The following is an 18,061-nucleotide window of genomic DNA, read 5'->3' as shown; positions in this document are numbered from 1 at the left end:
TTCAGCCCGCCCGAAACATGGCACAGTCGCAAGGGTGGTCGATCATCTCCTGCAATTCATCGTCCAAATGCATCATGGTGATCGAAGCACCAGCCATTTCCAGCGATGTGCAATAATTTCCGACAAGGCTCAAATGCAGCGCAAGCCCCGCCTGATCCAGCCGTTTTTTCACCTGTCGCATCATGATATAAAGCTCCATCAGTGGCGTGGAGCCGAGGGAATTGACGATGACTGCAACGCCATCCCCTTTGGGCGCGGCCATTTCATCCAGTATCTTGTCCATTAATTCATCGGTGATGGCGTCAGCCGGTTTGAGTTTCTCTTTGGAAATACCCGGCTCGCCATGAATGCCCATGCCGACTTCCATTTCATCTTCGCCCAGCGTGAAATTTGGCTTGAGCGTCTGGGGAAGTGAACAGGGGGAAAGCGCGACGCCAAAGGTGAAAGTGCGGTCATTTGCCTTGCGGGCAATCCGTTCGCATTCATCAATCGGCAGCATCTTGTCGCAAGCGGCTCCCGCAGCCTTGAACACAAAGACATTTCCGGCGACGCCGCGTCGTTTGTTCCGTTGATCGGCAGGAGCGGAGGCGACATCATCCGTGGTCAGCACGGTGCGAACTTCAATATCGTCCATGGCAACCATTTCCGCCGCCATGTCGAAATTCATCACGTCGCCCGCATAGTTGCCATACATGTAAAGCACCCCGGCACCATTATTGACGGCTTTGGTGCATTCAATGATCGGGTCAGGTGGCGGTGAGGCAAAGACATTGCCGATAGCGGCAGCGTCAGCCAACCCCTTGCCGACAAATCCGAGAAATGACGGCTCATGTCCTGAACCGCCGCCGATCACCATGCCGACCTTGCCGGGGCGGGGTCCGTCCCGGGCAATAATCGAGCGGGGAGAATGATCGAGCGCAAAGACCTTGGCAGAGTGGGCGGCAAGCACCCCTTCCAGCATTTCGTCGACAGCATTGGCGCCGTCATTGATAATTTTCTTGGTCTTCACGTCGATCCTCCCAGATACATATTCTGCCTTATCAGGCGTCAATCATCGCAAGCTTAGCGCGGACCTGCAATATCTGCGAGCAGGCATTGGCGGCTTCCACACCCTTGATGACAAAATGATCCTTGAAGAAGGCAATATGGGCTGCCGACTCCTGGAAGTTGTGCGGCGTGAGCACAGCCGAGAGCACAGGAACACCGCTATCGAGTTGAACGCGCATCATGGCATCCAGCACGGTTCCGGCAACAAAATCATGGCGATAGATGCCGCCATCGACCACGAAGGCGGTGCCGAGAACGGCCGAGAATCTCCCGGTTGAGATCAATGTCTGTGCATGGAGCGGAATTTCGAGCGCACCTGGAACGTCGAAGATTTCAACGTCGGAGCGGTGGCCGCCAAGCGCCGCCCATTGTTCAACGAATGCGTTGACGCATTGGTCGACAATATCCGCATGCCAGCGCGCGCGGATGATGGCGATTTTTGTAGAAGGGTGGGAAACAATAGTCATTTATCAGGCCTTTCAGGGTTTTGCCATTTTTCAATGATCCCTTTGGGCGAACACGCACAGATCAGACCCCGCTGGGGGCGGGGTCTTGCCAATGCTTGCTCTCTTTCATCCGGACTATACCGTCGGCTCCGGAATTGGACCGGATCTGCTGACCTTCCAGCAGAAGCTGGAAGCGCTCGCGGGCTTCAGGCATTTCTGCCTGCTACCGCCGGTGGGGAATTACACCCCGCCCTGAGAACGTGCAGGTTGAATATAAGCACGCCGCAGCGCAGGTCAATCCGTCCAGCGACAAGTCTGACGCCAAAGACGACGATCGGTTGATTCATCGGCCTTTGGATAAATCAGAGCGTTCTGGAATAGTCGATCATCTGGTCCAGCACCGTGCCCCAGCCATCATAAAAGCCCATTTCCTCATGTTGCTCGCGTGTTGCTTGATCGCGATGGATCGCCATGGCGGTGTAGCGGGTGCCGCTTCCTTCGTCCTTTAATAGAAGAACGGCCGTCAGGAATGGATTTTCGGCTGGGCGGTATCCGGGCAAAAGGGCGTCAGTCCATATCAGGCGTTCGTTGGGCACTATGTCCAGATAGCAGCCATAATTGATCGATTGTTCTCCATCAGGCCCATTCATCACAGTGCGGAAAATCCCGCCCGGACGCAGATCGATCTCACAGTCGGAAATGGTCCAGGGTTTCGGCGTAAACCACTTGCTGACATGTTCCGGCATCGTCCAGCATTTCCAAACGAGCGCGCGCGGCACATCAATGGTCCGCTCCAGAACCAGATCAAGTTTGGGATCAACTTTCAAATCATAGGTCACGTGTTTTCCTCCTTGAGTGTAAGCATGTAATCGTCAAGCTGGTCGAGTCGGCGTTCCCACAGGTTTCGTTGTTGGGAAAGCCAGTTTTCGGCAAGCTTCATTGGCTCGGTCGCAATGCGATAGGTCCGGATGCGCCCTTTCTTCTGCGAGTTGACCAGCCCGCTGCCTTCAAGCACCCGCAAATGTTCCACGAAAGAGGGTAGAGCCATATTGAAAGGCTCTGCCAGTTCACTGACCGAAGCCGGGCTGCTGACAAGCCGTTCAAGCACACGCCGCCGAGTCGGATCGGCCAGGGCGCGAAAAACTGCATCAATGGGAACAGCTGGAGCAGCCAGTGCGGAAGCGGTAGGCATGGATTTGCGGGGTCCTCAAATGTCGAATGAGCAATACTTAGGTTAAATCCTAAGTATTGGCAAGCGGGAAATATTGGAGCGCTGTTGGGTAAACCGGACAGTTTTTCGGGATGTGGTAACTGGTTGCTATGAGCAACCATCAACAGCGGTCGATGCAGCCATCAAATTAATTGTCTTGTCTCGGCGGGAAGCGGGGATAATGTCCGCGCATGAAATCAGCTCCTGCATCCCCGCTTCGCTTCGCCCTTGGCGGGCTGGTCGCTATGGCTATAGGCATGGGGATCGGTCGTTTCGTCTATACGCCCATTCTGCCGGGCATGATGAGCGATCTTGGTCTTTCCGCCGGTGATGCGGGCATCATCGCCTCGGCAAATTTTCTTGGATATCTCGTTGGTGCGATTGTTGCGGGTTACGGGTGGGCTGCGGGCATTGAACGCAAGGTCATGTTGGTTTCGCTTGCCGCAAGCGCTGCCTTGTGTCTTGCAATGGGTCTTACCGAAAATGTGGTTCTGTTTTCTGTCATCCGCTTTCTTGCAGGCATGGCCAGCGCTTTCATGCTGGTTTTTGCTGCAACGATTGTCTTCAGCCATCTTGGCGCTGCAGGCAGGCTGGATTTGCAAGCCCTGCATTTTGGCGGCGTCGGCACCGGCATTGCCCTGTCAGCGATGCTGGTGGCGCTGGGTGCATTCACTGGCTTTGGCTGGCGTGCCGATTGGATGGGCGCGGCAGTTCTTTCCGCGCTTGGCTTGATCGCAGTTGCCTTATTGATCCGCGAGGGGCCGCTTCGCACCGGAACGGATATCAAGGAACCGGCCATTGTCTGGACGGTAGAATTCATCAAGCTCAACATAGCCTATGCGTTGTTCGGCATTGGCTATGTCATCACCGCCACCTTTATCATGGCCATTGTCCGTGCCAATGAAGGGAGCGCCTCAACCGAAGCCTTCGTCTGGCTTTGCACCGGTCTTGCGGGCATATTCTCTGTCTGGATTTGGAACCCCCTGCTACGCCGCGTCGGCCCGTTTACCTCGCTCGCCTTCAGTCTGCTCGCATTGGCCGGCGGTGTTGCAGCCAGCGTCATCCTGCCATCTCCCGTGGGTCCGCTGATCGGCGGCCTGCTCCTGGGCCTGACCATCATGGTCATCACCGCCTTTGTGTTTCAGGCGGGGCGTCAGCTTGTGCCGCAATCGCCGCGCCGCATGATGGCGATCACCACCGCCGCCTTTGGAATCGGGCAAATCATCGGCCCTTTGATCGCAGGTTATCTCGCTGATATCAGCGGCAATTTCACCTCATCCACGCTGCTTGCAGCGGCGGGGCTGGTGATTGGCTCGTTTTTTGCATTTTCGGCGGGTCGGAAGGTGGGCTGAGGGAGTGTTCTAACCTGGCACAAACACGGAATTTTGCGCGCACTATCTCTCACTTGCGGGAGATAGTGATTTCAGCATCTTGGCTCTTGCTAAGTGCTGGAAATCACAAGAGACGGGAACCTGCCAGCGCTGCCAAGTGCCTACCTCTCCGTCATCCTCGGGCTCTTGACCCGAGGATCAAAACCACTAACCAGCTTAGTAACGAAGACTTCAATCCGAAAATGCATTGTGTTGTGGGTCCTCGGGTCAAGCCCGAGGATGACGGAGAAGTTGAGCGGAGTCGACCCGCAGTCTGCGGCGCGTAGCTAGCCACACATCCAGCAATTTGCCAGGCAACACTTGTAATTACCTCTCATCATTACAGTAATTTAATTACGCCAACTGACGGTTTGCCCTATTCGTGCTGAAAAACTTGTGCAACTCGTACACACGACGATTTGCATAGTTTTCATGAGGGTCATTACCGTGTTCGTTTCATTTTTTCCCAAGCCCAAGTTGTTTTTTACAACTGCCGTGTTGTGGGCTTTGTTTGCTGTTTTATTTTGGATTTTTGCGGGCGAACAGCTCGGCGCTTATGTCGGCTTGCCTCCTGCTGCGCCCGATGCACCGCCGGTTATTGGTATATCGGCCTTCGTGACCAAACCTTATCTTTGGCTATATATCTATTTTGCTGCATTCGTTGCAGCCTTCTATGCATTCTGGAGTTGGTATGCTCCTCACCCTTGGCAGCACTGGTCTATTCTGGGTTCAGCGCTGATCCTGTTCTCGACCTATTTTTCAGTGCAGGTTTCCGTGGTGCTCAATGGTTGGCGTGGGGAATATTATGATCTCATCCAAAGCGCTCTGACAACAAAAGGCTCGGTCCAGGTAAATCAGCTCTACGCCGGTGTTGTCACTTTCGTGGTTATCGCGTGTATTGCTATCGCCGTTGCTGTTTTAACACTGTTTTTCACGAGCCATTATGTATTCCGGTGGCGCACGGCAATGAATGATTACTACATGGAGCATTGGGATCGCTTGCGACATATTGAAGGCGCTTCGCAGCGTGTTCAGGAAGACACGATGCGATTCTCGACGATTATGGAGGGACTTGGCATTTCGCTTGTTCAGTCCGTAATGACATTGATTGCTTTCCTACCGCTTTTAGCAGGTCTGTCCCAGCACATTACGGCGCTTCCAATTGTTGGCGTTATACCCTATCCGCTGGTTTTTGCCGCTTTAGCTTGGTCCATCTTGGGTACAGGAATGCTGGCTATGGTCGGTATCAAACTGCCGGGTCTGCACTTCCGCAATCAGCGGGTTGAGGCCGCCTACCGAAAGGAGCTTGTTTTAGGTGAAGACAGAGCCGAACGGGCGCAACCGCCGACAGTCCAGGAATTGTTCGCGAATGTTCGTCGTAACTACTTTCGGCTCTATTTTCACTATGTTTATTTCAACGTGGCTCGATATGTCTATCTTCAGGCTGACGTGGTTTTCGGCCTGCTGGTTTTGGTGCCGACCATTGCTGCAGGAACAATAACTTTCGGTATCTATCAACAAATCCGCGTGGGTTTCTCCCAGGTAACCGAGTCATTTCAGTATCTTGTCAATTCCTGGTCGACCATTGTGGAACTCCAATCGATCCACAAACGACTGAAAGCGTTCGAGGCGACACTTGAGGGAGAACCGCTACCCGAAATAGACCAGCATTATCTCGAACAGGAAGCCAGCCAAGCTTGACGCACTTCGCTTAACGAGCGGCGGTTAAATGCCGCCGCCCGTTTGCGGCTGTATCAGATCGGGTGCCGAAGCTGCCGCCACTCCGCCGGTTTCCTTTAGATACTCGCTGTAGGTCGTGCAGCGCACATCGGCTTTGGTGCAGACCTCGGCGGAAAAACGCTCCAGTGCGCGCCAATAGGCATCGCCATTCATCAATGTGAAATGCAGTCCGATCTGGAAGGGGATGCGCTTGCCCTGATATTGCCGCTCAAATGCACCCTTGAACGCCTCATAAGCGCGGTTTTCAAATTCGCCCATATGGTCTGTCCGCTCGAAGCCGCCGGAGTGACGCACGAACATATTGTAATCCATGGCGATCACGGGCCGGTTCTGCGGCCCTTCGGCAATTGTCGGCAGGCCGAACTGGTAAAGTCCTCCCATATGCAGCGGCAAGGCAGGGCCTTTGGAAACGCCGCTGCCATCAAAGGTAAAGTCCTGATCTTTCAATGCGGCAAGCAGAGCCGGGCTTTCTGAAAGGTAAGGCGCACGAAAGCCGCGTACTTCCTTGGCCACAAAACTCTTCCAGCCTTCCGGCTCGGGGTTGGTTCCGTATTTGGCCCAGGCGTCGCTCAGCACTTTCCGGTATGTGACAAGTTCGCTTTCCCATTCCGCCTTCGTCCAGCTTTTGCCGTCGAAGTGGCCGCAGGCATGGCTGCCAATCTCATGGCCCGCATTGCGTGCTCGCCAGATATTGTCGAGACGCTTGGCGATGTCATTCTTCGATGCAGCAAAGCCGATATTGGAGCGCCCGGGTGCCTTGCCAGGCGCTTGATAGCTCTTGCGGTCGGCGTGATTGATCAGAAAGACGCAGGAGAGAAAATAGGTAAATTTGGCGTTGGAGCGCTGCGCAAGATCATATGCGCGATCCCAAAGGGCATTATTGCCGGCATTGTCGAACGAGATCAGCACATATTGCGGCTTCACACCGATCGAGCCGCGTAGCCCTGTGGCACCATCAGCATAGGCAGGGGAAGCCATTGCAACAGCCGCCGACACAGCGACGATTCGGGTAATAATATGCATGATGTCAGGCCAGCTCCAAAGGGAGCAATGTCGCTACAGGTCAATTGTGGCGATGATCGGACGCGGCGATCCACCGCAATGCTTTACGTTGGAAGCATCCTGATCACCCTGTAGAGTGCCGTTACAAAGGGGGGCAAACCATGCTGGTCATGATTATCGGAATCATCGTTTTTCTGGGCATACATTCGGTGCGCATTGTCGCGCCGCGCTGGCGGCTGGCAAAGATGGAGGAATGGGGAGAAGGCAAGTGGAAGGGCCTTTATTCGCTGGTGTCCATCATTGGCCTTGCGTTGCTGGTCTGGGGCTTCAGCATGGCCCGACTGGACGCGCCGATACTTTATGAACCTCCGGTCTGGATGAAGCACATCACCTCGCTGCTGATGCTGTTTGCATTCATCTTTCTTGGTGTTTTCATTGCCAAGCCCGGTCGCATGAAGCCTGCACTCAAGCATCCCATGCTGATAGCCATCAAGACCTGGGCGCTGGCGCATCTGCTGGCCAATGGCGATCTTGCATCGCTTATCCTGTTCCTGTCCTTTCTTGCCTGGGCGGTGTTTGACCGCATTGCGCTCAAGCGTCAGGCGCGTGCGGGTCTTGCGCCAGCGGCAATAACCCCCGGTCCCGTGACCAATGATGTCATCGCCATTCTCATTGGCCTTGTGCTTTACGGTCTTTTTGTCTGGAAATTGCACGTTCTTTTGATCGGTGTTTCACCAATGTGACGGCTAATTTAAGCAAGCCCCTTACATCGCGCGCAGTTTCCGACTAAAAGCCCATGAAATCCTTGCGTGACTGCCTCTGGCGGTCGCGCGATAACTATTCATGAGGCACCATGACTGACGACGGCTTTTTCCGTGAGGTAAATGAAGAACTGCGCTCCGACAAGATGCGGGCGTTCTGGGCGCGCTATAGCACGCTGCTGATCGGCGGTGTGGTTGCGATCGTTATCGGCACAGCGGCCTTTGCTTTCTATGAATACTGGAGTGAAAAAGAAGCTTCAAAGTCTGGCGACCAGTTTCTGGCAGCGCTCAACCTTGTCCGGGACGGCAAGAATGACGAAGCCCTGAAGACTCTCGATCAGCTTGAAAAAGACGGTTACGGCGCTTATCCGGTGTTGGCTCGCATGCGCGCTGCCGGTGTGATCGCGCAGAAGGGTGATCTTGCCGGTGCGGTTGCAGCCTTCGACAAGGTTTCTGCCGACACGTCCGTGCCGCAGGCTATTCGTGATTTGGCCAAGCTGCGCGCCGCGCTCATTCTGGTTGATACAGGTTCTTATGATGATGTGGCTGGCCGCGTTGAAGCGCTCTCATCGGATAGCAATCCGATGCGGCATTCGGCCCGCGAAGCTCTCGGCCTTGCCGCCTGGAAAGCTGGCCGTGGTGCGGACGCAACCAAACTTTTCAAGCAGATTTCCGACGATCAGGCGGCACCTGCCAATATACGTCAGTTTGCCGATACAATGCTGGACATGCTTAAAAGCACTGGCGCCACGCCCGCAGCGGCGGCTGGCTAATTTAGAATTAGGAATGTTAAGCCGATGAGCTTTACCCTTGCAATTATCGGCCGTCCGAATGTCGGAAAGTCTACGCTGTTCAACCGGTTGGTTGGCCGGAAGATCGCGCTTGTCGACGATCTTCCCGGCGTTACCCGCGACCGCCGCGTCAACGCAGCCAAGCTTTACGACCTGAAATTCGATGTCATCGACACGGCGGGTCTCGAAGAGGTTGCCTCCGATTCGCTGGAAGGCCGCATGCGCGCCCAGACCGAACTTGCCATTGGTGAAGCCGATCTCATCCTTTTCCTTGTCGATGCCAAGGCCGGCGTTACACCGACAGACGTAACCTTTGCCGATCTTGTCCGCCGTTCCGGCAAGCCGGTTATTCTCGTTGCCAATAAGGCTGAAGCGCGTGGCGCTGAATCCGGCATGTATGACAGCTATCAGCTCGGGCTTGGTGAACCGTGCCCGATTTCTGCTGAACACGGGCAGGGCTTTCCCGATCTGCGCGATGCCATCGTCGAGACCATGGGCGAAGAACGGGTTTTCCCGGATGAGCATCTGCCTGTCGATGCCAATGCAGATGACTCTGTTGCCGTAACCATACCGGCTACACCGCGCGGCATGGATGATCTGATTGGCGATGATATTGACGATCCGGATGCAGAAGACATTCCCAGCTATGATTCGACAAAGCCATTGCGCATCGCCATTGTCGGGCGTCCAAATGCCGGCAAGTCGACACTGGTCAATACAATGCTTGGCGAAGACCGCCTGCTCACAGGTCCGGAAGCCGGTATCACGCGTGATTCCATCTCTGTTGATTGGGAGTGGAATGGCCGCAGGATCAAGCTTTTTGATACGGCAGGCCTTCGCCGCAAGTCGCGCGTTCAGGGCAAGCTGGAAAAGCTTTCTGTGGGTGATGCCCTGCGCGCCATTCGGTTTGCCGAAGTGGTGATCATCGTTCTCGATGCGACCATTCCTTTCGAGAAGCAGGATTTGCAGATTGCCGATCTGATCATTCGCGAGGGTCGTGCGCCGATCATCGCTTTCAACAAGTGGGATCTGGTGGAAAATCGCCAGATGGTTCTGGCTGATCTACGTGAAAAGACTGAGCGGCTTTTGCCGCAGGTTCGCGGTATTCGCGCTGTGCCGATCTCAGGCGAGCGCAATCAAGGTATCGACAAGCTGATGGCCGCTGTCGCCTCGACTGACGAAATCTGGAACCGCCGTATCTCCACCGGCCGCCTCAATCGCTGGCTGGAAGGGGTTCTTGCCCATCATCCGCCCCCCGCTGTCGCGGGTCGCCGCCTGAAGATCAAATATATAACGCAGGTAAAGACACGCCCGCCGGGTTTTGTCATTTCATGCTCGCGCCCGGATGCGTTCCCGACTTCCTATGTCCGCTATCTTGCCAATGGTATTCGTGAAACTTTCGATATTCACGGCGTGCCTATCCGGCTTGTGCTGCGCACTTCGGATAATCCATTTGCGGGCCGCGCAAAGAAGAAGCGTTAAGTCCGTTGATTTTGTGCGGTTCGACAAGCTCACCATGAGGGCGCTTGTCGAACCGCGAAAACTTTAATGCAAATCACGGCAGCGTCCCCTCGTTAACTCTCCATCAAGGTTAATGCTTCATTTTCATGGCCAATAGTGTTCGGTCGTGAGTGTGGGGTATCGGCGTGCGTTTCTATCAGGTTTTGCGGGATTCCGGCTCCCGCCGCAAGGGCCAGCCATTTTCAAAACAGGCAAATCGTAAATATTGTGGCCCAATCCTGATAGGTGCAGCGATCTATCTGCTGTCCCCGACCGTGGTTGCTTATCAGGACATGGCGAGCCTGCTCTCCGGCTCCGAATCGGGGCAGGGCCGTTGGTCTTCCTATCTGGAAAAATCCCCCGCTGGCTCGGTACAAAAGGCCAATATGTCCTTTGTGGACAGAATAGCGACCGGCTCCATTCCTGCCAGTGGTACCAATGCGCCGGGAATAGGCCCTGTGGCCATCAATGGCTCGGGCAAGGCTTCGGGCGCCACGCCCGACGAGGCACGCATCAACCGGGCGGAAAAACAGGGGCGTATCGTTTCGATCAGCAAGAAAGCCCCTCCAAAAGCTTTCAGTGCCGGATCAATATTGCAGCGTCAAAGCATGATCATCCGGCCAACCCATGGTATTGAAGTCGATATGGCTTTTGCCAAGCCAAAAATCGCGGGCAAGGAAATCGAGATTGCTCTGGCGTTCCACAGTCGTGTTCCTGAGAAAATCGAGCCCGACGCTCCGATGCTTGCTGGCCTGATTAACAATGATCAGCCAGATGTTTTGGCCCTTGGTTATGCGCCCGCTGCTCCCGATTATTCGAAAACCTCACCTTTTGATTCCATCCTTGCTGAACCGAAGCAGGCGGGGCGCTTCGTGCCTCAGCTTGGAAAAGGTGATCATGATTGGCTGGCAACGCCTTTGCCTCCCGTCGTCTTCACGGCTGCGGAACAGAAGTGCCTGGCGACTGGCATTTATTTCGAGGCGAGAAGCGAGAGCATAAAAGGGCAGGCCGCAGTGGCACAGGTTATCCTCAATCGCGTCCGCAATCCCGCCTATCCGAAAACCATCTGCAATGTCGTCTATCAGAATGATGACTGGATCAACCGCTGCCAGTTCTCATTTGCCTGCGAAGGCCGCAAATTGCGTGTGACCGAACCAAAGCAATGGAAAGTCGCGCAGGAAATCGCCATGGCTGTCACGTCGGGCCGGATATTCCTGCCGGAAATTGGCTCGGCAACCCATTATCATGCGACCTATGTACGGGCGAACTGGGCGCGTACGATGAAGCGTATCGATAAAATCGGTCAGCACATCTTCTACCGCACTTATGGCGGCGGCTGGATTTAGACCGCTTGGAAAACTGGGGAAAACTGCTATATTTGTTTCTGGAGTGGAGGATGAGCTTTCGCCCATCCCCCGTTTCTCACTTGCCGAAATAGACCCGGACGGTCCATGACCAGCTCGTCCGGGTTTTTCTTATAGTGAGAGTGAAGCTAAATGGTTTGTACCACATAGATTCACCTCCAGTTTTGAGAGCAAGGCCTTTGCCAAGGTCGGAGAGGCCAATCTTCTCCGATGCACCGGCTGGCTCGGTGCCTGCTGCTTCCGCTCTCAAATTCTCATTTGAAATCGTCTCAGTCTATTCTTTGAAACCCTGCAACCCGCAAGAAACGTGGGGTTGAATCGCCATGAGCCCATGCCGGCTGTGCTTTTGCATAGCCATTTACAAGTCAATTATGAAGGCGTATAGTTGTATCATGCAACTATATTGAGGGGTATTTATATGAGAAAGTTGCCAGATACCGCTCCCATACGTGATGCATCGCGGCGGATTGTTCGCGAACTGGGCTTTATGCGGCCAACTCTTGCAGGAACAGACCTTGCTCCGTCCTCGGTTCACGCTCTCATCGAGATTGGCAAAAATGGAGCGCTGACCGCTGCCGAATTATGCGCCGTACTCGACCTTGAAAAATCCAGTGTCAGCCGCATGATGCGTAAGCTCGTCCTGTCGGGCGAGTTGACCGAAGAGCCGAACGGACAGGACGCCCGCTCCAAAGTACTTTCCTTGACAAGCAAGGGTCACCACACGCTCGCTGCAATCAATGCCTTTGCTGATGATGTCGTGTCTTCTGCGCTCAGTGATCACTCGGCGGCTGTGCAGGAAAAGGTGCGTGATGGGCTTTCAGCCTATGCCAATGCGCTGGAGCAACGGCGCGCAGGCAAGGCGCCACAGTCATCACCAGCAATATCCATCCAAAGTGGATATCAGCCCGGTATTATCGGACGGTGTGCCGAGATGCATGGCCGCTATTATGCAAGAACCAATGGTTTCGGCCATTTTTTTGAAGGCAAGGTGGCTGCGGGAATTGCTGAATTTTCGGGGCGGTTGGAGCGGCCTGTCAATCAGATATGGGCGGCGATAGATGCGGAAAAGATCGTCGGCACAGTGGCAATTGACGGCGAAGATCTCGGAAAGAATGTGGCGCACTTACGCTGGTTCATCATGGAAGATGGTTATCGCGGCGCCGGCATCGGTAGGCGGTTGCTCGATGAAGCGATTTCGTTCTGCATCGAACGAAAGTTTTCGGAAATCCAGCTTTGGACATTCAAGGGATTGGACGCCGCCCGGCGACTTTATGAGGCGCACGGATTTATTCTGACTGAGGAAAAGCCCGGCCAGCAATGGGGCAAAGAGGTGCTTGAACAGCGTTTTACACGCAAAATCATCGGGGCCTAGCCATTGGCCGCCTGGAACCATTGGAGCAGTGACAGTCTGCACCAGTGGCTCGAAGGCGACGGGCGAAACTCGTCAGGCACTTGCTGCGACGCTTCTGGTGCTGGCTAAGGGCAAATTTTCCGGTTGCTGGCTTCAGCACCTTCTGAAAACCAAAACCCGCAACGTCCCAAAGAGCTGAATTACGCAATCTATATCGGCAGCCAATCGCAAGATTCGCGTGCAAAATTGACGCTTAGTGGTGAGCGGGAAAGTCATATTTGCCTAAGGTATTGAATTCTAGTGAAAAAATTACCTTGGAGAGTCATGACTCTTCGCCTTGACTAGCGAGGATCAGAACAATATGTTGCGCGCGACTTCGAAGCGGGGATGAAGCCTCGCATTCAGTGTGTAAAGGACATGCCATTGGCAACGGGTAACGATCCCGATAAGTCAGGTTCTGTCGGTGACACGCCGGATGCTGGCAGGGGACTAACTTCGGAAGAGCTGGAGCTTCGGCGCCGCAATCTGGAAGCAAAGCTTGTTTCCAGGGGGGCAGGCCGCAAAGCCGGTTCGCATGACAAGGGGACGGAAACCGCCTCCGGTGTCGCGCAGGCCATGAAACTGTCGAGCGAGTTTATCGCCGGTGTTCTGGTTGGTGCGGGGTTGGGCTGGTTAGCTGACCGATTTTTGGGTACATCGCCGTGGGGGCTTATCATTCTGCTCCTTCTGGGCTTTTGTGCTGGAACGCTGAATATCCTGCGCTCTGCAGGGCATGTGGCGGAAAATAATGGGGTAGACTTTACTAAAAAGTCTGACCATGAAAAACCGGAATAGGGCTCATCGAGCGCCGTTCGTGAGAACAGAATTAGAGACGAGGTAATAGTGGCTAACGATCCGATTCATCAATTCCACATCGCGCAATGGGTTCCCTTGCAGGTGGGCGGCGTTGATCTGTCCTTCACCAACTCCTCTGCCTTCATGGTTGCCACTGTTGCTGTTGCGTCGGCATTTCTTTATCTCACCTCGTCAAATCGCGGCCTCATTCCGACTCGCCTTCAGTCGGTTTCGGAAATGGCCTACGAGTTCGTCGCATCGACATTGCGCGAATCAGCCGGCAGTGCGGGAATGAAGTTTTTTCCGATGGTGTTTTCGCTGTTCATGTTTGTGCTTGTTGCCAATATGCTCGGCATGTTCCCATACTTCTTCACCATTACCAGCCAGATCATCGTGACCTTTGCGCTTGCGGTTCTGGTTATCGGAACAGTGCTCGTTTATGGCTTTGCCAAGCACGGTTTCAAGTTCCTTGGGGTCTTTGTGCCCTCCGGCGTGCCCGGGCCGCTCTTGCTGCTCGTTGTTCCCATCGAAATTATCTCTTTCCTTTCCCGTCCGATCAGTCTTTCGGTTCGTTTGTTCGCCAACATGCTTGCTGGCCACATTACACTGAAGGTGTTTGCCGGCTTTGTGGCTTCCCTCAGCGCATTCGGCGCGGTGGGAATTGGCGGCGCAATTTTGCCGTTGGCCATGACTGTCGCATTGACGGGTCTGGAATTCCTGGTGGCTTTCCTTCAGGCCTACGTCTTCACCGTGCTTACCTGCATGTATCTGAACGACGCAGTTCATCCCGGCGGTCACTAAACAGTTCACCGGCGGATGTCCGCCAAACGTAAATCTATTCTAACGATCTACCCTCAAGGAGTTTAATATGGATCCCGTAGCAGCAAAGTACATCGGCGCAGGTCTGGCTTGTTTTGGTATGGCCGGCACGGCCCTCGGCCTTGGCAACATTTTCGGCAGCTATCTTTCCGGTGCATTGCGCAACCCATCCGCAGCTGATGGCCAGTTCGGCCGTCTGGTATTCGGCTTCGCCGTTACTGAAGCTCTGGGCATCTTCTCGCTGCTCATCGCTCTTCTGCTTCTCTTCGCTGTATAATAACGGCTTACGATATTGGCTGCGTCGGTCGAAATGAGACCAGCGCAGCCAGTATGATTTGAAGTTCAATCAAGGGGACAACGCATGTTCGTGTCTTCGGCTAACGCCGCATCCACAACAGATACAATAGTCGCGCAGAGCGAAGCGCCGGCCCAAACCGAAACGGTTGCGCCTGGAGCAGTGCCTGATGCGCATGCTCCCGCAGATCCGACAGCGGGAACGCATTCGGAAACCGGTCATGTCAAAGCCGTGTTCCCTCCCTTTGATTCCAACCATTTTGCTTCACAGCTTCTTTGGTTGGCGATCACATTTGCAGTTTTCTATGTCTTCCTGTCCCGCGTGGTTCTCCCGCGTATCGGTGGTATCATCGAAACGAGGCGTGATCGTATCGCTACTGATCTGGATCAGGCAGCGCGGATGAAACAGGAGTCTGACGAGGCCCTTGCTGCCTATACGCAGGAACTCGCCGACGCCAAGAATAAGGCCGGCGCAATTGCGCAGGAAGCCCGTGATCAGGCAAAGGCGAAAGCCGACGCTGAGCAGGCCGAGATTTCCGCAGCTCTTGAAAAGAAGCTGAGTGACGCTGAAGCCAGCATTGCCACCATCAAGAACAAGGCTATGCAAGAAGTCGGCTCCATTGCGGAAGATACGGCTGCTGAAATCGTCAAGAAGCTGTTTGGCGGTGCCGTCGACAAGCCCGCAATCTCCGCTGCTGTCAAAGCAGTGCGCGGCTAAGGAGAATCGTCATGCAATTGGATGCAACATTCTATTCTCTCGTCGGCCTCATCATCTTCCTGGCGATTATTGTCTATCTGAAGGTTCCTGGTGTCGTCGGCAAGTCCCTTGATGCTCGTGCGGACAAGATTCGCGATGAGCTTGAAGAAGCCCGCCGCCTGCGTGAAGAAGCGCAGTCGCTGCTGGCTGAGTATCAGCGCAAGCGCAAGGAAGCTGAAAAGGAAGCTGGTGAAATCGTTGCCATAGCGCAGCGTGAAGCACAGGGCCTTCTCGAGGAAGCCAAGAAGAAAACTGAAGATTATGTTGCCCGCCGTAATAAGCTGGCTGAGCAGAAGATCGCTCAGGCAGAAGTTGAGGCGGTCAATGAGGTTCGCGCTTCGGCTGTGGATATCGCCGTTGCCGCCGCCAGCCGGATTTTGTCGGATAAGGTGGATGCCAAGACATCTGCCGATCTCTTCAAATCATCGCTTTCGGAAGTGAAATCTCGTTTGAACTGACAAGTAGGTTGAACGAATGAATTGAGTGAAGCCGCCGAAAGGCGGCTTTCTTTTTTGCTCAAAGAAAATCTCCCGAAGGCATGCAATGTCATTGCAATGATTGAACACTGACCTAAAAATCGTAACAACCAGCGCAAAAACAGGGATTTTTGCGGAAAAATTGCAAGCGAAGATTGCAGTTTGGTTGCATGCGATTGAATTAAAGCAACGTCAGCAAAAGTGGGAGCCGGTTCTGCGTTTGAAATTGCTTGAAACAAGAAGTTCGAGCATTCTGTGGCTTTGGTTTAAATGGAACCAAAAGAACGCTTGATCAAAACGGATACTCTAGGCCTGCCGCTCTTTCAAAGGCGAAAAACTGAAGCGGTGCAGACCAATGACCGGTCCATGCTCTTCCATTGCATTGCGATGGATTTCTGTCGCGTAACCCGCGTGGGATTCCAGCCCATAGAGCGGATAATACTGCCCTGTCTGGGTCATCATCCTGTCTCTCGTCACTTTGGCGAGTATGGATGCCGCGGCGATTGACACAGAGCGTTGGTCGCCCTTGATCATCGCTGTTGCAGGGCAGGGCAGGCCGGGCGCGACATCCCTACCATCAATCAGGGCATGCTGAGGAATGATCGCAAGACCGCGTGTGGCGCGGCGCATCGCTTCAAGCGCGGCCTTCAATATGTTGGTTGCATCGATTGCAGGTGCAGAGATACTGGAAATAGAACAGGCCAGTGCTGTTTTTGTAATAATATCAAACAGTTCTTCGCGCCGCTTTGCCGTGAGCCGCTTTGAATCATCAAGGCCGTCGGGAATTTTCTTCGGGTCAAGAATAACAGCCGCTGCAACCACTGGTCCTGCCAAAGGCCCTCTGCCTGCTTCGTCGATACCGGCAACGAATTGGATACCGGATCGTGTAAGCTTCCTTTCACTGGCAAAGTCGGGCTTGTCAGCGGGCAGGGAAAGCAGCAGAGAATCAGAACGTGATCGAGACATCTTGCGGCGACTCTCGCATTCGTCCTGATTCTCTGCAAGTCCCTGGATAGCTGATGGGGCGTCGCTATCCAAGGTTACCATCAGGCGGGGATGGGGGTCGCACCTGATGGAAGTCGGTTTAAAACAGCGACAACTGCTCGCTTCCAGGTGTTGCGGCGAAGAGATCGGTCCGCAAACGCCTTTTATTCAGATTGATTCCAAGCCGCTTGGCAGCAATTTCAAACCGCCGTCCGATTTGCCAGGCATAGGGGCCTTCACCACGCATGCGCTTGCCCCATTCGGCGTCATAATCCTTGCCATCCCGCATGGACCGCACGAGCGAGAGCACATGCCGGTAACGATCAGGATAGTTGCGCAGCAGCCATTCTTTGAAAAGCGGGCTGACCTCAAGTGGCAGCCGAAGCAGAACATATCCAGCCTCAAGCGCACCCATGGCACGGGCACTGTCGAGAATACGCTCAATCTCGTGATCGTTCAGCCCGGGAATGACAGGGGCCACCATAACACCAACGGGAATTCCCGCATCGGAAAGGCTGCGCAAGGCTTGCAGCCGTCGCGTAGGCGTTGAAGCGCGTGGCTCCATGGTGCGGGCCAACTTTCCGTCGAGTGTCGTCACTGAAAGACAAACCTTGGCGAGGCCCTTCTCAGCCATGCGCGCCAGAATGTCCTGATCCCGCATAACCAACGCAGATTTTGTAACGATTCCAACGGGATGTTGATGCGCCTCCAGCACCTGCAGAATATCGCGCATGATACGCCATTTCTTCTCAATGGGCTGATAGGGATCGGTATTTGTGCCGATGGCGATTGTCTTTGCAGTATAACCTGGCTTGGACAATTCCCTGTCCAGCATCTTTGCTGCATCAGGCTTGGCAAAGAGTTTTGATTCAAAATCAAGTCCGGCAGACAATCCCATATAGCTGTGTGTCGGGCGGGCAAAGCAATAGATGCAACCATGCTCGCAACCGCGATAAGGGTTGATTGACCTGTCGAAACTTATATCCGGCGAGTCATTGCGTGTGATGATTGTCCGGGGCTTTTCAAGTTGTACCTCAGTCTTGAATGGCGGGAGATCTTCAATTGTTTCCCAACCATCATCATAGACGTGGCGGCTTTCAGCTTCAAAACGGCCAGTTGGATTCATACCCGCGCCGCGCCCGCGTCTGCGCTCACCGTCTATCCGCAAGCCAGCATTTTCGATCAATGCGTTGGCATGCTGTGCCCGGCCACTTCCGAAAGCGATCTTATCCGCCTGCACTACAATGTTCATCTGCATTCTCCCTGCCAGGCAAAACCGATTCGTTGATGGCTTCGAGCCTGAATCTATTCCTAT

19 protein-coding genes and 1 riboswitch are annotated in these 18,061 nt (G+C 54.2%); of the genes, 12 read left to right on the top strand and 7 right to left on the bottom strand.

What is annotated here, in order from left to right; genetic code table 11:
* Window position 1: 1 nt before the first annotated feature.
* The 4 genes from ACYJL1_RS15410 to ACYJL1_RS15395 all read right to left on the bottom strand — a co-directional run bounded on the left by ACYJL1_RS15410 (window position 2) and on the right by ACYJL1_RS15395 (window position 2,685).
* Window positions 2-1,009, bottom strand: a complete 1,008-nt coding sequence (locus ACYJL1_RS15410) for a dihydroxyacetone kinase subunit DhaK (protein WP_460896195.1) — start codon at window positions 1,007-1,009, stop codon at window positions 2-4.
* Between the two features lie 31 nt (window positions 1,010-1,040).
* Complete coding sequence (locus ACYJL1_RS15405; protein WP_460896194.1) at window positions 1,041-1,514, bottom strand: 6,7-dimethyl-8-ribityllumazine synthase; 474 nt, start codon at window positions 1,512-1,514, stop codon at window positions 1,041-1,043.
* 93 nt (window positions 1,515-1,607) lie between these two features.
* Window positions 1,608-1,757: riboswitch (FMN riboswitch) on the bottom strand.
* A gap of 98 nt (window positions 1,758-1,855) precedes the next feature.
* Window positions 1,856-2,332 carry an SRPBCC family protein gene (locus ACYJL1_RS15400; RefSeq protein WP_460896193.1) on the bottom strand — a complete coding sequence of 159 codons (477 nt, stop codon included), beginning with the start codon at window positions 2,330-2,332 and terminating at the stop codon, window positions 1,856-1,858.
* Complete coding sequence (locus ACYJL1_RS15395) at window positions 2,329-2,685, bottom strand: ArsR/SmtB family transcription factor (protein WP_460896192.1); 357 nt, start codon at window positions 2,683-2,685, stop codon at window positions 2,329-2,331. The genes ACYJL1_RS15400 and ACYJL1_RS15395 overlap by 4 nt, the downstream gene beginning before the upstream one ends.
* Before the next feature lie 209 nt (window positions 2,686-2,894).
* Between ACYJL1_RS15395 and ACYJL1_RS15390 the strand changes: the two genes are divergently transcribed.
* Window positions 2,895-4,055: a YbfB/YjiJ family MFS transporter gene (locus ACYJL1_RS15390; protein WP_460896191.1), complete on the top strand. Its 1,161-nt coding sequence runs from the start codon at window positions 2,895-2,897 to the stop codon at window positions 4,053-4,055.
* Window positions 4,056-4,520: 465 nt separating this feature from the next.
* Window positions 4,521-5,774 carry a peptide antibiotic transporter SbmA gene (gene sbmA / locus ACYJL1_RS15385; protein WP_460898066.1) on the top strand — a complete coding sequence of 418 codons (1,254 nt, stop codon included), beginning with the start codon at window positions 4,521-4,523 and terminating at the stop codon, window positions 5,772-5,774.
* 24 nt (window positions 5,775-5,798) lie between these two features.
* Here sbmA and ACYJL1_RS15380 read toward each other — a convergent pair whose 3' ends face one another.
* Entirely contained in the window at window positions 5,799-6,836 is a 1,038-nt protein-coding gene (locus tag ACYJL1_RS15380) for a polysaccharide deacetylase family protein (RefSeq protein WP_460896190.1), read from the bottom strand.
* A gap of 140 nt (window positions 6,837-6,976) precedes the next feature.
* Between ACYJL1_RS15380 and ACYJL1_RS15375 the strand changes: the two genes are divergently transcribed.
* The 10 genes from ACYJL1_RS15375 to ACYJL1_RS15330 all read left to right on the top strand — a co-directional run bounded on the left by ACYJL1_RS15375 (window position 6,977) and on the right by ACYJL1_RS15330 (window position 15,744).
* Window positions 6,977-7,558, top strand: coding sequence for an NnrU family protein (locus ACYJL1_RS15375; RefSeq protein ID WP_460896189.1), 582 nt, complete (start codon window positions 6,977-6,979; stop codon window positions 7,556-7,558).
* Between the two features lie 110 nt (window positions 7,559-7,668).
* On the top strand, window positions 7,669-8,349 hold the full coding sequence (locus ACYJL1_RS15370; RefSeq protein WP_460896188.1) for a tetratricopeptide repeat protein: 681 nt from the start codon (window positions 7,669-7,671) through the stop codon (window positions 8,347-8,349).
* 24 nt (window positions 8,350-8,373) lie between these two features.
* On the top strand, window positions 8,374-9,849 hold the full coding sequence (gene der / locus ACYJL1_RS15365) for a ribosome biogenesis GTPase Der (protein WP_460896187.1): 1,476 nt from the start codon (window positions 8,374-8,376) through the stop codon (window positions 9,847-9,849).
* A 254-nt stretch (window positions 9,850-10,103) separates the two neighbouring features.
* Complete coding sequence (locus tag ACYJL1_RS15360) at window positions 10,104-11,213, top strand: cell wall hydrolase (RefSeq protein WP_460898065.1); 1,110 nt, start codon at window positions 10,104-10,106, stop codon at window positions 11,211-11,213.
* A gap of 436 nt (window positions 11,214-11,649) precedes the next feature.
* On the top strand, window positions 11,650-12,603 hold the full coding sequence (locus tag ACYJL1_RS15355; protein WP_460896186.1) for a bifunctional helix-turn-helix transcriptional regulator/GNAT family N-acetyltransferase: 954 nt from the start codon (window positions 11,650-11,652) through the stop codon (window positions 12,601-12,603).
* A gap of 402 nt (window positions 12,604-13,005) precedes the next feature.
* Window positions 13,006-13,416, top strand: coding sequence for an AtpZ/AtpI family protein (locus ACYJL1_RS15350; RefSeq protein ID WP_460896185.1), 411 nt, complete (start codon window positions 13,006-13,008; stop codon window positions 13,414-13,416).
* Window positions 13,417-13,464: 48 nt separating this feature from the next.
* The gene (locus ACYJL1_RS15345) at window positions 13,465-14,217 is read left to right on the top strand and encodes a F0F1 ATP synthase subunit A (RefSeq protein WP_460896184.1); all 753 of its coding nucleotides are present in this window, start codon (window positions 13,465-13,467) and stop codon (window positions 14,215-14,217) included.
* 67 nt (window positions 14,218-14,284) lie between these two features.
* On the top strand, window positions 14,285-14,512 hold the full coding sequence (locus ACYJL1_RS15340) for a F0F1 ATP synthase subunit C (protein WP_008125314.1): 228 nt from the start codon (window positions 14,285-14,287) through the stop codon (window positions 14,510-14,512).
* Between the two features lie 84 nt (window positions 14,513-14,596).
* Window positions 14,597-15,247: a F0F1 ATP synthase subunit B gene (locus ACYJL1_RS15335; protein WP_460896183.1), complete on the top strand. Its 651-nt coding sequence runs from the start codon at window positions 14,597-14,599 to the stop codon at window positions 15,245-15,247.
* A gap of 17 nt (window positions 15,248-15,264) precedes the next feature.
* Window positions 15,265-15,744 carry a F0F1 ATP synthase subunit B gene (locus ACYJL1_RS15330; RefSeq protein WP_460898064.1) on the top strand — a complete coding sequence of 160 codons (480 nt, stop codon included), beginning with the start codon at window positions 15,265-15,267 and terminating at the stop codon, window positions 15,742-15,744.
* A 324-nt stretch (window positions 15,745-16,068) separates the two neighbouring features.
* Here the strand turns inward: ACYJL1_RS15330 and ACYJL1_RS15325 are convergent, their stop codons facing one another.
* Together ACYJL1_RS15325 and ACYJL1_RS15320 are read right to left on the bottom strand one after the other, a co-directional pair.
* Entirely contained in the window at window positions 16,069-16,728 is a 660-nt protein-coding gene (locus ACYJL1_RS15325) for a ribonuclease HII (RefSeq protein ID WP_460898063.1), read from the bottom strand.
* A 118-nt stretch (window positions 16,729-16,846) separates the two neighbouring features.
* The gene (locus ACYJL1_RS15320) at window positions 16,847-18,004 is read right to left on the bottom strand and encodes a PA0069 family radical SAM protein (protein ID WP_460896182.1); all 1,158 of its coding nucleotides are present in this window, start codon (window positions 18,002-18,004) and stop codon (window positions 16,847-16,849) included.
* Between the last annotated feature and the right edge of the window lie 57 nt (window positions 18,005-18,061).

This window comes from Phyllobacterium sp. K27, assembly GCF_054796155.1.
This window is presented reverse-complemented; position numbering and strand designations above follow the sequence as displayed.